Origin of the sequence: Micromonospora sp. WMMD956 (genome assembly GCF_029626125.1) — a bacterium.
GTDB classification, from domain to species: domain Bacteria; phylum Actinomycetota; class Actinomycetes; order Mycobacteriales; family Micromonosporaceae; genus Micromonospora; species Micromonospora carbonacea.
Window position 1 is genome coordinate 7,196,979 of sequence record NZ_JARUBI010000005.1, and the last position, 13,099, is coordinate 7,210,077.

Below are 13,099 nucleotides of genomic sequence, written 5' to 3' on the forward strand. Positions count from 1 at the left end.
CTCACTCCTGTCGGGTGTCGGGTGCCGCCGCGGCGGCGAGCAGGCCGGCCAGCCGCCGGACGTCGGGGGCGGTGTCGAGGGCGGCGATCTCCCGCTCGACGGATTCGGCGACGTCGGCGGGCAGCCGGCCGGCGACGTTGTGCCGGAACTTCAGGGCCAGCTCGGCGGTGGTCAGCGGGCGGGCCGGGCCGCCCCGGTTGGCCAGCACCTCCTCGGTCCACTCCCGGCCGTCGCGGGTGACCACGCGCAGCACGGCCGGGAACTGGTGCGGGAAGATCTCGTCGCAGCGCTCGTCGGGCACCACGTCGACGCGGGCCATCACGGCCCGGCGGGACTCCTCGACGGCGAGGGCGTCGGTGAAGTCGTCCGGGCCGACGCCGAGCACCCCGCCGCCGTGCAGGCCGGCGGCGACCGCGTACGGGCCGCTGAACTGGGCCTCGTAGCCGGTGGTGGGGCGGCGCTTGCGGTCGATGGGCTGCCCGATGGTGCGGATGACCGGGGTGGGCACGCCGAGGGTCACCGACTCCACGTCGGAGGGGCGCACGCCGCGGCGGCGCAGCGCCAGCGCCGCGTCGATGGCCGCGTGGGTGAAGTGGTTGGCCGGGTAGGGCTTGAAGAAGATGTCCGGCACCGCCCAGTCGACGCCCAGCCCCGCGGTGATCCCCGCCGGGTCGTACTCGCCGCGCAGGAACGCCTCGAAGAAGCCGAACCGGCCCTCCAGGACGGTGGGCGGGCCGGTGACGCCGTGCCGGGCCAGGGCCGCCGCGCTCACCGCCGAGTGCGCCGCCCAGCCGCAGTGGATCCGCTTGACGGTGCCGCCGGTGCGGTTGGCCTCGATCAGCCCGGCCGCCATGGAGGCGGCCACGCCCAACGCGTCGAGGGTGCGCCCGGCGTCCAGCCCGAACAGCCGGGCGGCGGCGACCGCCCCGCCGAGGGTGCCGCAGATGGAGGTGGCGTGCTGGCCGTGCTCGAAGAAGACCGAGTTGCCGGCGGCGCGGTCGTAGCCGGCCATGCCGAGCCGCACGCACACCTCCAGGCCCACCGCGACGGCGGCGACGGTCTCCCGGCCGGACGCGCCGGTGAGCTCGGCGACGGCGAGCGCGGCCGGCACCACCGACGCGCTCGGGTGCAGCACCGACGGCAGGTGGGTGTCGTCGTAGTCCAGCGAGTGCGCCAGCACCCCGTTGCCGAACGCGGCCAGCGCGGCGGGCACCGGGTCGGCGACCCCGATCGCCCGGGCCTGCCCCCGCCCGCCCTGGTCGCGGACGTACGCCAGGGCGGCCCGGCTGCTCGGCAGGTCGACGGCGGCCACGCAGAGCCCGACGACGTCGAGCACCCGCTGGCGGACGCTGTCGACGACGACGGCGGGCAGCGCGGCGGCGGGCGTGTCGGCGGCGAACGCGGCCAGGGCCCGCCCGAGGGTCGGCTCAGCCACGGCCCACCACCGCCAGCGGACGCACCGGCGAGCCGGTGGCCCCGTACAGGGGCAGCGGGGCCAGCACGAAGGTGAACTCGTGCACCGCGTCGCGGGCGAGCTCCTCCAGCGCCATCGCCTCGATCAGGTAGACGCCGTGCTCGACCAGGAGGATCCGGTGCGCGGGCAGGCTGCTGTGGCCCTGGCCGGGGCGCAGGCACTCGAAGGCGATGGTGTCGGCCCCGGCGGCGTGCACGCCGTGCGCGGCGAGCCACCGCGCGCCGTCGGCGCCCACGCCGGGCACGCCGGAGTCGTGGCCGACGTAGCGGGTGCGGTCGGGGTCGTCGAAGTGTCGGCCCCAGCCGCTGCGGATGAGCACCACGTCGCCGGGCTCCACGGGGGTGCCCTGCCGGTCGACGGCGGCGTCCAGGTCGGCGGGGGTGATCTCGTAGCCGGCTGGGCAGTCGGGCCGGCCGAGGGCGGCGGGCACGTCGAGCAGGACGCCCCGGCGGACCATCGGCGTGACGGTGTGCACGCCGAGCTCGGTGAACCGCCCGCCGGACTGGGCGGCGGCGGCGTCCGCGCCGCCGTGCAGCAGCCCGTCGTGGGAGACGTGGGCGAGGGCGTCGACGTGCGTGCCGACGTGGGTGCCCATCACCAGCAGGTCGTTGGCCGCCGAGCCGCCGTCGGCGCGGACCATGTCACCGTGCCGGCGCGGCATGGTCAGCCAGAACGGCGGGTGGTTCGGCGACTGGGGCATGCCGATCGAGAGCAGCCGGCCGAGGTCGTAGATCTCGACTCCGGCGCGGACGGCGTCGAGCAGCCGGTCGGCGTGGCGGGCGGTGGTCGTCACGGTTCCTCACGTTTCAGCGGTTCGGCCACGTCGTCAGGCGACGATGTGGCGGGCTCGGAGATCGGCGATCTCGGCCGGGTCGCAGCCGAGCTCGTCGATCAGCAGGGATTCGGTGTCGGCCCCGAGGGCGCGCCCGGTGAAGCGGATCCGTCCGGGGGTCGCGGACATCCGCCACATCACGTTGTGCATCCGCACCGGCCCGAGGTCGGCGTCGTCGACGGTGGTGAGCATCTCCGTGGCCCGCACGTGCGGGTCCTCGACGATGTCGCGGGCGCTGTAGACGGGGGCGACGGCCGCACCGGCCTCGGCGAACGCGCGGCTGACCTCGTCGCGGGTGCGCTCGGCGATCCACCCGCCGACGTACGCGTCGAGCTCGTCGGCGTGCCCCGCGCGCCCGGCGCCGGTGCGGAACCAGGGCTCGTCGATGACCTCGGGGTGGCCGACCAGGCGCAGCACCCGTTCGGCGATGGCCTGGGCGCTGGTGGAGACGGCGACCCACGCCCCGTCGCTGGTGCGGTAGGTGTTGCGGGGCGCGTTGTTGACCGACCGGTTGCCGTTGCGCTGCTCGACGACGCCGAGCTGGTCGTAGACGGTCGGGCCGGGGCCGACCGCCGTCATGATCGGCTCCAGCAGGCTCAGGTCGACGACCTGCCCCTCGCCGGTGCGGTCGCGGTGACGCAGCGCCATCAGCACCGCCGAGGAGGCGGCGATGCCGCAGATACTGTCGGCCAGGCCGAACGCGGGCAGGGTGGGCGGGCCGTCGGCGGCGCCGGTGAGGTGGGCGAAGCCGCTCATCGCCTCGGCGAGGGTGCCGAAGCCGGCGCGGGAGGCGTACGGGCCGGTCTGGCCGAAGCCGGTGATCCGGGCGATGACCAGGCCGGGGTTGACCGCGTGCAGCTGCGCCGGGCCGATCCCCCAGCGCTCCAGGGTGCCGGGGCGGAAGTTCTCCACCAGCACGTCGGCCCGGGCGGCCAGGCGCAGCAGCAGCGCCGCGCCCTCCGGGGCGGACAGGCTCAGCCCGATGGTGCGCTTGTTGCGGGAGATCTCCTTCCACCACAGGGGATGGCCGTCCCTGGCCTTGCCGTGCCCGCGCATGCTGTCCCCGGCGGTCGGGTGCTCGATCTTCACGACGTCGGCGCCGAAGTCGCCGAGGATCTGGCAGCACAGCGGCCCGGCGAGGATCGTGGAGGCGTCCAGCACGCGCAGCCCGGCGAGCGGGCCGTCGGCGGGCGTGGTCGGTGTGGTCACGGCGGTCACCCCTCTGCCCGGTCGGCCGGCGGGTGGTAGCCCAGCTCGGCGGAGATGTCGGCGGCCGCGGCGGCCACCAGCGCCCCGTGGTCGGCGCAGACCTGCCGGGTGAACCGGTCCTGCGGCCCGCACAGGGAGATGGAGCCGAAGACCTGGCCGGTGCCGTACCGGATGGCGGCGGCGACGCTGCCCGCGCCGTTCTGCCGCTCCCCGATGCTCACCGCGTAGCCCTGCCGGCGGATGTGGGCGAGCTCGGCGCGCAGCACGGCCGGGTCGGTGATGGTCGAGGGGGTGACCCGCTCCAGCGGCTGGGCCAGGTACTCGTCGAGCTCCACGGCGGGCAGCGCCGCGAGGATCGCCTTGGACGACGAGCCGGAGTGCAGCGGGTGGCTGGTGCCCAGGGACACCGACATGCGGACCTCGTGCGGGGAGAGCACCTGGTCGATGTAGACCCGGATCGAGCCCTGCCGCACGGACAGGGTGGCGGTCTCGCCGGTGCGGCGGACCAGCCGGACCAGGTACCGGCGGGCGATCTCCGGGACGTCCAGCGCGCGCAGGGCGGCCAGGCCCACCGCGAGCGCCCCGGCGCCGAGCCGGTAGCGCTTGGTGTCCTCGTCGAAGTCGAGGAACTCGTCGGCGGCCAGCTCCTTCAGGATCCGGTACGCGACCGCCTTCGGCAGCCCCAGCTCGCGGGCGATGGTGGACACCCCGAGGGTCTCCGGCGCCCGGGCGGCGATGATGTTGATGACGTCGAGGGCCCGGCCGAGGCCGGAGCGGACCCGCCGGTCATCGGGTGCGACGAGGGGGGTGGTGGTCATGTCTGTCCTCACTGTGGGCGGACGCGGGCGGAAGGGCAGGGCCGCCGGTCACGGGGGTGTCGCGGGGGTGCCCGGCGGCAATCCTCGCAACTGCCGCTGCCGTTCCACGGCGACGACGAGCGCCACCGAGGCGAGCACGACGACGCCGGCGAGCACCTGCCGGCCGGTGAGCCGCTCGTCGAGCACCACCATGCCCAGCAGCACCGCGATCACCGGGTTCACGTAGGCGTACGTGGCCACGAGTTGCAGGGGCGCGCGGCGCAGCAGCCAGGTGTAGACGCTGAACCCGACGACGGTGCAGACCAGCATCAGGTAGGTCCAGGCGACCCAGGAGCGGCCGGTGACCTCGGCCGGGCGCAGCCGGTGCCACTCCCCGGCCGGCCACGCGGCCACCGCCACGGCCGCGCCGCCGGCGAGCATCTGCCAGCCGGTGCCGACCAGGTGGTCGGCCGGGGCGGGCAGCCGCTGGGTCAGCGTCGAGCCGGCCGCCCAGACCATCGTGGACGCCACGATCGTGGCGATGCCGGCCAGGTGCAGGCGCTGGTCCCCGGCGAGCACCAGCAGGGCCAGCCCGGCGAGTCCACCGAGGACCCCGACGACGGCAGCCGGCCGGGGGCGCTGGCCGCCGCCGACGCGGATCGTCAGCACCCACAGCGGCATCGCGGCGACGAGCAGCGAGGCCAGGCCGGACGACACGTACTGCTGGCCGACGGCGAGCAGCGCGCTGCCCGCCCCGACCATGAGCAGGCCGCCGGCCAGCACGCCGGGCCACCGGTCGCGGGGCAGGCGCACCCGGGCCGGGCCGTTGCGCGCCGCCACCACGGCGAGCACCAGGGCCCCGGCGGCGAGGAACCGACCGGCGGTGGAGACCATCGGCGGCAGGCTCTCCAGGGCCACCCGGTTGCCCAGGTAGGTGGAGCCCCACAGCAGGTAGACCGCGCCGAGCCCGGCGGCGAGCGCGGCCGGTTCCACCGGTGGGCCCACCCCCGCCGGGGCCGCCGCCACGGTGGGCTCAGCGCCGGACATGGGACCGGGTCACGGGGTCACCGCCGGGGCGTCGAGGTCGCACTGGGCGGCGACGGCGTCGGCGAACGCCTCGGGCTGCTCGTCGGAGACGAAGTCGGTGCCGCCCGGGATGGTGACCAGCGGGGCGTGCGGCAGGGCGGCCCGGACCACGGGCGTCATCCGGTCGACCAGGTCGTCGGCGCCGTGCAGCAGCACGGTCGGCACGGCGGCCAGGGCGGCGGTGTCCAGCCGGTGGTCGAAGACGGCCCGGTACGCGGTGGCGTAGTCCGGCCCGGTCATCAGGTACTCGGCGACCTGCCGGTCCGCCTCGTCGGGGCTGAGCCGGGGGTAGAGCCCCCAGACCCGGTCCCAGATCACCCGCAGGTGCGACCCGTCGCGGTCCGGCGTGTAGCCGGGGGCGTAGGTCGCCTTCTTGCGGGCGCGTTCGGCGTCGTCGTAGAGCGGCAGGCCCTGGAGGATGAGCCGGTGGACCCGGTGCGGGTCCCGCAGGGCGGCCTCCGCGGCGATCACCGCGCCGGTGTGTTGGCCGAGCAGGCGCACCCGGTCCAGGCCGAGGGCGTCGGCGGTCTGCCAGAGGGCGGCGGCGTACTGCGGGATGGTCCACGGCTGCGGCGGCGCGTCGGACATCCCGAAGCCGGGGGTGTCCACGGCGACGACGTGCAGCCCGCGCCGGGCCAGCGGGGCCAGCGCCAGGTCGTAGGTCGCCGACGACAGCGGCGACTGGTGCACGACGAGCAGGGTCGGGTGTCCCGGCGTCCCGGCGTGCCGGTAGTGGACCTGGCCCCAGGGCAGGTCGACGTAGCCGCGCGCGGCGCGGCCCCGCACCCGGGTCACCCGGTCACCGCCAGGGCGGCCATGACCTCGATGACGTGCCTGATGCCGTCGCGGTAGTCGTCGAGGCGGATGTTCTCGTTGGGCCCGTCCACCCCGGAGTCGGCGCGGGACACGCCGACGCCGACGATGGGCCGGGCGGCGAGGGCACCCTGGTTGCCGATCCACTGGGTGTACGGCTCGATCACCGGTTCGGCGCCGTAGGCCCGGCGGGCGGCGTCGGCGACCAGGGCGACGAACGGGTCGCGGTGGTCGGTCATGTTCGGCCGGCTGGTCGCCATCACCTCGATGTCGATGTCGCCGAAGCCGGTGGCCGCGAGATGGTTGCGGACGGCGGCGAGCACCCGCTGCGGGTCCTGGCCGGGCACCAGCCGGATCTCGACCTTCGCGGCGGCGGTGGCGGGGATGCCGAGGGTGACGTCGTCGCGCATGTCGCCGCCGGCGATACCGGCGACGGTCAGCGTCGGCACGGTGCGGATCGCCACGGCGGCCTGCCGGTCGTCCAGCCCGCCGGTGAAGCCGCGCACGCCGGCCCGCTCGCGCAGGAAGTCGCCGTCGAACTCCACCTCGGCGAGCAGGTCGCGTTCGGCGTCGGTGAGCGGGCGCACGTCGTCGGCGAAGCCGGGCACGGTGACCGTGCCGTCGGGGCGCTGCAACTGCGCCAGGGCGGCGGCGAGCCGGGCCGTCGCGGCGGGCAGCAGCGCGGTGTTCTGGCTGGTCAGGTCGCGGGGCAGGGTGCGGACGGTGAGCCGCAGGTAGAGCACGCCCTTCTCGGCGAGCTTGAGCAGCGGCCGGTCCTGCCCGTCCCGCCACGAGTTCTCCCACAGCGCCGCGTCGCTGGCCAGCCGGTCGGCGTACGCCGCGCAGAACGAGCCGAGGCCGGGGCTGTGCAGCCACTGCTTGCCCTCGAAGATGAACCGGCTGGTGACCGGCGGGGTCAGGCCCGCCAGCCGCCAGGCGGCGACCGCGTGGATGCGCGACATCAACGCGCCCTTGTCGTCGGCGACGCCCCGGGCGTAGAGGCGGCCGTCGTGGATCTCGGCCGCGTACGGCGGGCTGATCCAGTCAGCGTCGTCGCCGGCCGGTTCGACCTCGACGTCGTAGTGGGTGAAGTGCAGCAGCCGGCGCCGCCCCGCGCCGGGGATCTCGGCCAGCACGTACGGGTGGGACTGCTCCCACTCGATGATCTCGGCCTGGCCGCCCCAGCGGTGCACGGAGTCGGCGATGAACCGGGCGGTGGCCGCCATCTGGTCGGGCTCCTGCCGGCGGCTGCGGATGCGGCAGAGCTGCTGGAGCTCGGCGACGAACTCGTCGAAGTGGGTGTCCACCGCGGCGAGCGCGGCGGCGGTGTCCGGGTGGGGCATGGGTTTCCTCCGCGGGGCTCAGTGGATGGTGACGCCGCCGTCGACGAAGACGGTCTGGCCGGTGACCATCGCGGCGGCGTCGCTGAGCAGGTAGGCGACGGCGTTGGCGACGTCGTCGGCGTGCGCCATCCGTCCGAGCGGGATGGTGGCCAGCTTCTCGGCGAGGTACGCGGCGTCGCCGCGCACGTCGGTGGTCATGTCGGTGGGGACGATGGTCGGGCCGACGGCGTTGACCCGGATGGCGTCGCGCGCCCACTCCAGGGCCAGCACCCGGGTCAGGTGCAGCACGCCGGCCTTGCTGACGCAGTAGCCGACGGTGTTCAGCACGGCGATCTGCCCGTTGGTCGAGCCGAGGTTCACCACGGCGCCCCGGGCGGCGCGCAGCGCCGGGTACGCCGCCTGGCACATCCGGAACGTGCCGGTGAGGTTGACGTCCAGGACCGTGGTGAAGTCCTCCTCGGTCATCGTGGCCGCCGGCCCCCGGCGGACCACGCCGGCGTTGTTGACCAGCAGGTCGAGCCGGCCGTGCCGGTCGAGGACCCCGGCGACCAGGCCCGCGCAGGAGCGCGCCTGACGGATGTCGACCCGGTGGCGGCTGTGCGGCCCGCCGGGGTCGTCGACGTCGGCCAGGTCGGCGTGGGCGACGACCGCGCCCCGGGCGGCGAGGGTGGCGGCGATCCGCGCGCCGATGCCCCGGGCCGCGCCGGTGACCAGGGCGACCCGGCCGTCGAGGCGGAAGGCGTCGCCGGTGCCGCTCATGCGCCGATCACCTTGGTGTCCTCGGCCCAGAAGGCGAGCCGGCGCTGCAACAGCCGGATGAGGAAGTGCGCCAGCAGGCCCATCACCGACAGCACCACCAGCACGGCGAACATGCCGGCGATGTCGAAGTTGTAGTTGGTCTGCAGCAGCAGGTAGCCCAGGCCCTCCTTCGCGCCGATGAACTCGCCGACGACCGCGCCGAGGATGGCGAAGACGATGCCGATGTCCAGGCCGGCGAAGATGAACGGCAGCGCGCTGGGCAGCCGCACCATCCGGAAGATCTGCGCCCGGCTGGCGCCGAAGACGGTGAGCATCTGGATCCGGTCGGCGTCGGCGGCCCGCAGCCCCTCGATGACGTTGACCAGCATCGGGAAGAACGAGATGACGGCGGCCATGACCACCTTGCTGGTGAGCCCGAAGCCGAACCAGAGCACGAACAGCGGCGCGAGGGCGACCTTCGGCACGGTCTGGAACGCCACGATGTACGGCATCAGGGTCGCCTCGACCACCTTGATCTGGGAGATGAAGGTGCCCAGCAGCACGGCCGCGCCGACGCCGATGGCGAAGCCGAGCAGCGCCTCCTGGGTGGTGACCCAGAAGTGGCCCCAGAACTGCTCGTCGGTGAGCTGCCGGTGCAGCGCCTCGACGATCTGGGACGGGCGGGGCAGCACGTACTCGTCGACGTCCAGCAACCGGGTGCCGTACTCCCAGGCGAGCACGACCACGACGAAGACCGTGGGGACGAGCCAGAGCTGGGGACGTTCGCGCAGGTCGACCCGGCGTCGCCGGGTGGCCGTCGGCCCGGGGGCCGGGGCGGTGGTCTCCACTACCTCGGTGTCTGCCATGGCGGCACCTCCTCAGTCGATGACGCCGGCGGCGTTGAAGTGGCGGCGGATGCGCTCGACGTAGACGCCCGCCCGGTCCGAGGACATGACGCCCAGGTCGCGGGGCCGGTCCAGGTCGATGGTGAGGATCTCGGCGATCCGGCCGGGGCGGGGGCTGAGCACCACCACCCGGTCGGAGAGGAAGACCGCCTCCGGGATGGAGTGGGTGACCAGCACCGCGGTCTGCCCGCTCTCCCGCCAGATGCGCAGCAGCTCGACGTTCATGTACTCGCGGGTCATCGCGTCGAGCGCGCCGAACGGCTCGTCCATGAGCAGCACGGCGGGGTCGTGCACCAGCGCCCGGCAGATGCCGGCGCGCTGCTGCATGCCACCGCTGAGCTCGTGCGGGTACTTCCGCTCGAAGCCGGTCAGGCCCACCATGTCCAGCAGCTCCTGGGCGCGGGCCCGGTGCCGGGCGGGATCCAGCTTCTGGATCTCCGCCGGCACCATGACGTTGTCGAAGATGGTGCGCCAGGGCAGCAGCGTGGGGGCCTGGAACACCATCCCGACCTCGCGGAGGGGGCGGACCACCTCGGTGCCGGCGATCCGCACCGTGCCGGCCGTCTTCGGGCTCAACCCGGCGAGGATCTTGAGCAGGGTGGTCTTGCCGCAACCCGACGGGCCAACGACCGAGATGAACTCGCCCCGACGTACGGTCAGATTGATGTCGCGCAGGGCCTGGGTCGGCGCCGACCGGCGCGGCCGGTACTGCTTGTCCAGGCCGGCGACCTCGATCCAGGAGTCCTCCGACACCGTTGCCGGCTGCTGCGTCCGGCGACCCATCGCCTTGATGGCCATCGAATTCCCTTCCGCGTCCGCTGCCGCTACTTGGCGGGGTAGTTGGCGGCCTTGTCGAGCACCGCGGCCTTGTCGAAGTCGTTGGCCCCGGCGAGCAGGCCCGGCTCCCACACGTCGCCGAGCTGCACGTCCCCGGTGATCTGGCCGGCCTCCTTGGTGTACGCCTGGGTCTTGGTCCACTCCTGGTCGCTGATCGCGCCCCAGTCGCCGAACTGCTCGGGCGTGCCCGAGGCCGGGGTGGCGGTCTTGAGCCAGGCGGTGAGGCTGCGGGTGTCGGCCGGCAACTGGTCGGCGGCCTGCTTGCCGGCGAGGATCTGCGGGAACACCTGGTAGCCGATCCGCATGGCGGCCTCCGGGTTCTTCGCGGAGAAGAGCATCGCCTTGTACGCCGCCCGCATGAACCGGGTGTAGACGTCCTTGTTGTCGTCGAGCTTGCGGGCGCCGACGGCGAAGCTCAGCGACCGGATGCCGTCGAAGGCGTCGGGGTTGTCGAGGTACTTCAGGCTGATCCCGGAGTTCTCGATCACCGCGTACGCCTGGGTGTAGAGGGCCAGCATGTCGACCTTGCCGTCGTTGAGCGCGGCGGCGGCCGGCGCGCCGACGCCGACCGGCAGCAGCTCCACGTCCTTGGCGGGGTCGAGGCCGGCGGCGGCGACGAAGGCCCGGGCGTACGGCGCGGAGCCGGAGGCCAGGCTGATCACGCCGATCTTCTTGCCCTTGAGGTCGGCGCCGCCGGTGAGCGTGCTGTCCGGCTTCACCGCCATCACCCACGGCCAGTTCTGCACCAGGCCGCCGATGGCCTTGACCGGCACGTTCTTCTCGACCGCGCCGAGGATGGAACCGCTGTCGGCGGCGGTCAGGTCGGCGCTGCCGGAGGCGACCGCCTGGAGGGCGGCGACGGAGCCGTCGGTGTTGATCGTCTCGACGGTGAGCTTCTCCTCGGCGAAGTAGCCGAGCTCCTTGGCGACCGCGTAGACGGCCACCTCCTCCTTGGGACCGATGACCGCGGAGGCGATGGCGAAGGTCAGCTTCGCCGGCTCCCCGTCCTTGGCGGCCGCGTCGTCGCCGGAGCCCCCACATCCGGCCAGGGCCAGCGCGGCGACCAACACCGCCGGCAGCACACCCCACTTCTGCTTCATATCGACACCTCGTCCTCAGGGTTTTCGGGTAGGGAAGATCGACCGCGCGGGATCCACGCGGCGGGTGGGACGGTTCGGTGGGGCCGGCCGTGGCACGGCCGGGTGGGCCGGGCGGCCCGGGGAGGGTCAGCGGGACGGGTCCCGCCGCGCCACGGCGGTGGCGAGGTCGTTGTAGACGTGCTGCTCGACGATCAGCCCGTCGCGCAGGACGAACACGTCGGCGTAGCGGATCCCGTCGAACGGCTCGCCGTCGGGCCACTGCCCGTACAGCCGGCCGAGGGAGGTCACCGAGACGCCGTCGTCGGGGGCGACGCCGACCAGGTACCGGTCGCGGTGCTTGCGCACCCACCGGTAGGTGCCGGTCGCCGCCGACGCCAGCTCGGGCAGGGAGGCGAAGCGACGCCCGCCGGGGAAGACGATCAGCGCCCCCGGGGCGAGCAGCCGGCCGGCCCGGTCGAGGTCGCGGTCCTCGCAGAGTTGCAGGTAGTGGTCGACCAGCCGGGCGGCGTCCATCAGCCGCTCTTGCCGCTCAGGGCCGCTTCCCACTGGTCGCGCAGCGGGTGCTCGGCCGGGCCCTGCTCGGTGAGGATGCGCATCAGCCGGGTCAGCAGCAGGTCGCGTTCCCGGTCGAGCACGGCCTGCCCGTCGGCGTCGGCGGTGAAGCCGTCGAGGTCGCCGGGACCGAGCACGGCGCGGCGGACGAGCAGCTGTTCCAGCGCCCGCAGCCGCTGCCGGTCGACGTGCAGCTCGGTGGAGAGTTGCAGCACCAGGTCGAGCAGCTTGCCGAGGCGGGGGTCGCCGAAGTAGTCGAACTCGGTGCTCATCACGCCTCCGGCTTCGTCGCGGCCAGCACGGCCCAGGGGAAGTGCCACTCGGCCCGGTCGCCCCAGCCCTCGGGGCGTACGCCGTCGCGGCGCTCGTCGAACGGGGTCCAGCTCGCGTCGACCAGGCCCGCGTCGGCGCAGACGGCGAGCAGGTCGGAGCCGAACAGCGCGTGGAAGAACGGCTCGTTGTTGCGCTCGGCGTGCTCGTAGACGGTGGCGTCGCGCAGCGGGTCGCCGGTGAGCTGGAACTCCAGGAAGCGCAGCGCGCCCCCGGGCTTGAGCAGGCGGGCCGCCTCGACGATCGTCTCCCGGATCGCCTCGGCGGGCATCTCGTGCAGCACCATCGTGCCGGTGACCACGTCGCAGGAGGCGTCGTCGAGGCCGGTGGCCCGCCCGTCGGCCTGCCGGTAGTCGATGGCCAGCCCCTGCGCCTCGGCCTCGGCGTGCGCCAGGCGCAGCCCGGGCGCGGCCAGGTCGACGCCGACGACCTGCGCCGACGGGTAGCGGCCGACCAGCGGGCGGGTGCTCTTGCCGAACCCGCAGCCGATGTCGACGACCCGGGTGGCCGCCGGCAGGTCCGGCAGCGCGGTCTCGGTGAACAGCCGGTGGAACTTGTAGCCGTCGTTGTCGCGCAGCATGACGATGCGCGCGCCGAACTCGTAGACGTAGGCGGACATGTCGTCGGAGAAGAAGCCGCCCGGCTGGAGGTGGATGTCGTAGTCGGTGTACCAGGCGGGCAGGTCCAGGTCGGGGTCGAGGGTGAGCGCGCCGAGCGGCTGCGCCGGCACCTCGGCGAGCTGGGCGGCCAGCTCGTCGCGGCGGCCCAGGACGGCCTCCCCGGCGGTCTTCCACAGCATCTTCTGCTGCACCCGCTCCAGGTGGCTGAACCACGGGTAGAGCGGCAGGTCGCGCAGGGTCGCGCCGGCGTCGGCGATGGTGGCCGCCGGTTCGCCGGTGGCGGCGTACTCCCGGGTCAGGGCGGGGTAGACGGTGTCCGCCCAGCGCTTGCGCAGGCCGAGGACGAAGTCCACGGCGGAGCGTTCGTCGAGGGTGAGTCGATCCTCGATGTCCAGCATGGGGATCTCCTTGCGTCGCGCCGGCCCGGTGAGGCGGGCGGCTCGGTGAGGGGATGCTCGGGTCG

Annotated in this window: 14 protein-coding genes; all 14 read right to left on the minus strand. The window is 74.2% G+C overall.

Annotation, left to right across the window (positions count from 1 at the left end):
* Position 1: 1 nt before the first annotated feature.
* Positions 2-1,435 (minus strand): MmgE/PrpD family protein, encoded by a 1,434-nt coding sequence (locus tag O7628_RS31170; RefSeq protein ID WP_278135920.1) that lies wholly within the window; start codon positions 1,433-1,435, stop codon positions 2-4.
* Positions 1,428-2,267: a cyclase family protein gene (locus O7628_RS31175; protein WP_278135921.1), complete on the minus strand. Its 840-nt coding sequence runs from the start codon at positions 2,265-2,267 to the stop codon at positions 1,428-1,430. The genes O7628_RS31170 and O7628_RS31175 overlap by 8 nt, the downstream gene beginning before the upstream one ends.
* Positions 2,268-2,300: 33 nt before the next feature.
* A complete protein-coding gene (locus O7628_RS31180; RefSeq protein ID WP_278135922.1) occupies positions 2,301-3,515 on the minus strand; it encodes a CoA transferase in 1,215 nt (404 codons plus the stop codon).
* Between the two features lie 5 nt (positions 3,516-3,520).
* Positions 3,521-4,333 (minus strand): IclR family transcriptional regulator, encoded by an 813-nt coding sequence (locus tag O7628_RS31185; protein ID WP_278135923.1) that lies wholly within the window; start codon positions 4,331-4,333, stop codon positions 3,521-3,523.
* 48 nt (positions 4,334-4,381) lie between these two features.
* Complete coding sequence (locus O7628_RS31190; protein ID WP_278135924.1) at positions 4,382-5,359, minus strand: EamA family transporter; 978 nt, start codon at positions 5,357-5,359, stop codon at positions 4,382-4,384.
* Positions 5,360-5,368: 9 nt separating this feature from the next.
* Entirely contained in the window at positions 5,369-6,193 is an 825-nt protein-coding gene (locus O7628_RS31195; RefSeq protein ID WP_278135925.1) for an alpha/beta fold hydrolase, read from the minus strand.
* The gene (locus tag O7628_RS31200) at positions 6,190-7,554 is read right to left on the minus strand and encodes a M20/M25/M40 family metallo-hydrolase (RefSeq protein WP_278135926.1); all 1,365 of its coding nucleotides are present in this window, start codon (positions 7,552-7,554) and stop codon (positions 6,190-6,192) included. The genes O7628_RS31195 and O7628_RS31200 overlap by 4 nt, the downstream gene beginning before the upstream one ends.
* An 18-nt stretch (positions 7,555-7,572) precedes the next feature.
* The gene (locus O7628_RS31205) at positions 7,573-8,313 is read right to left on the minus strand and encodes an SDR family NAD(P)-dependent oxidoreductase (RefSeq protein ID WP_278135927.1); all 741 of its coding nucleotides are present in this window, start codon (positions 8,311-8,313) and stop codon (positions 7,573-7,575) included.
* Positions 8,310-9,158 carry an ABC transporter permease gene (locus O7628_RS31210; protein WP_278135928.1) on the minus strand — a complete coding sequence of 283 codons (849 nt, stop codon included), beginning with the start codon at positions 9,156-9,158 and terminating at the stop codon, positions 8,310-8,312. The genes O7628_RS31205 and O7628_RS31210 overlap by 4 nt, the downstream gene beginning before the upstream one ends.
* A 12-nt stretch (positions 9,159-9,170) precedes the next feature.
* Positions 9,171-9,995 carry an ABC transporter ATP-binding protein gene (locus O7628_RS31215; RefSeq protein ID WP_278135929.1) on the minus strand — a complete coding sequence of 275 codons (825 nt, stop codon included), beginning with the start codon at positions 9,993-9,995 and terminating at the stop codon, positions 9,171-9,173.
* Between the two features lie 26 nt (positions 9,996-10,021).
* Positions 10,022-11,134: an ABC transporter substrate-binding protein gene (locus O7628_RS31220; protein ID WP_278135930.1), complete on the minus strand. Its 1,113-nt coding sequence runs from the start codon at positions 11,132-11,134 to the stop codon at positions 10,022-10,024.
* A gap of 126 nt (positions 11,135-11,260) precedes the next feature.
* Positions 11,261-11,647: a DUF4440 domain-containing protein gene (locus O7628_RS31225; RefSeq protein WP_278135931.1), complete on the minus strand. Its 387-nt coding sequence runs from the start codon at positions 11,645-11,647 to the stop codon at positions 11,261-11,263.
* Complete coding sequence (locus O7628_RS31230) at positions 11,647-11,958, minus strand: hypothetical protein (RefSeq protein ID WP_074473163.1); 312 nt, start codon at positions 11,956-11,958, stop codon at positions 11,647-11,649. The genes O7628_RS31225 and O7628_RS31230 overlap by 1 nt, the downstream gene beginning before the upstream one ends.
* Entirely contained in the window at positions 11,958-13,034 is a 1,077-nt protein-coding gene (locus O7628_RS31235) for a class I SAM-dependent methyltransferase (protein WP_278135932.1), read from the minus strand. The genes O7628_RS31230 and O7628_RS31235 overlap by 1 nt, the downstream gene beginning before the upstream one ends.
* Positions 13,035-13,099 lie beyond the last annotated feature (65 nt).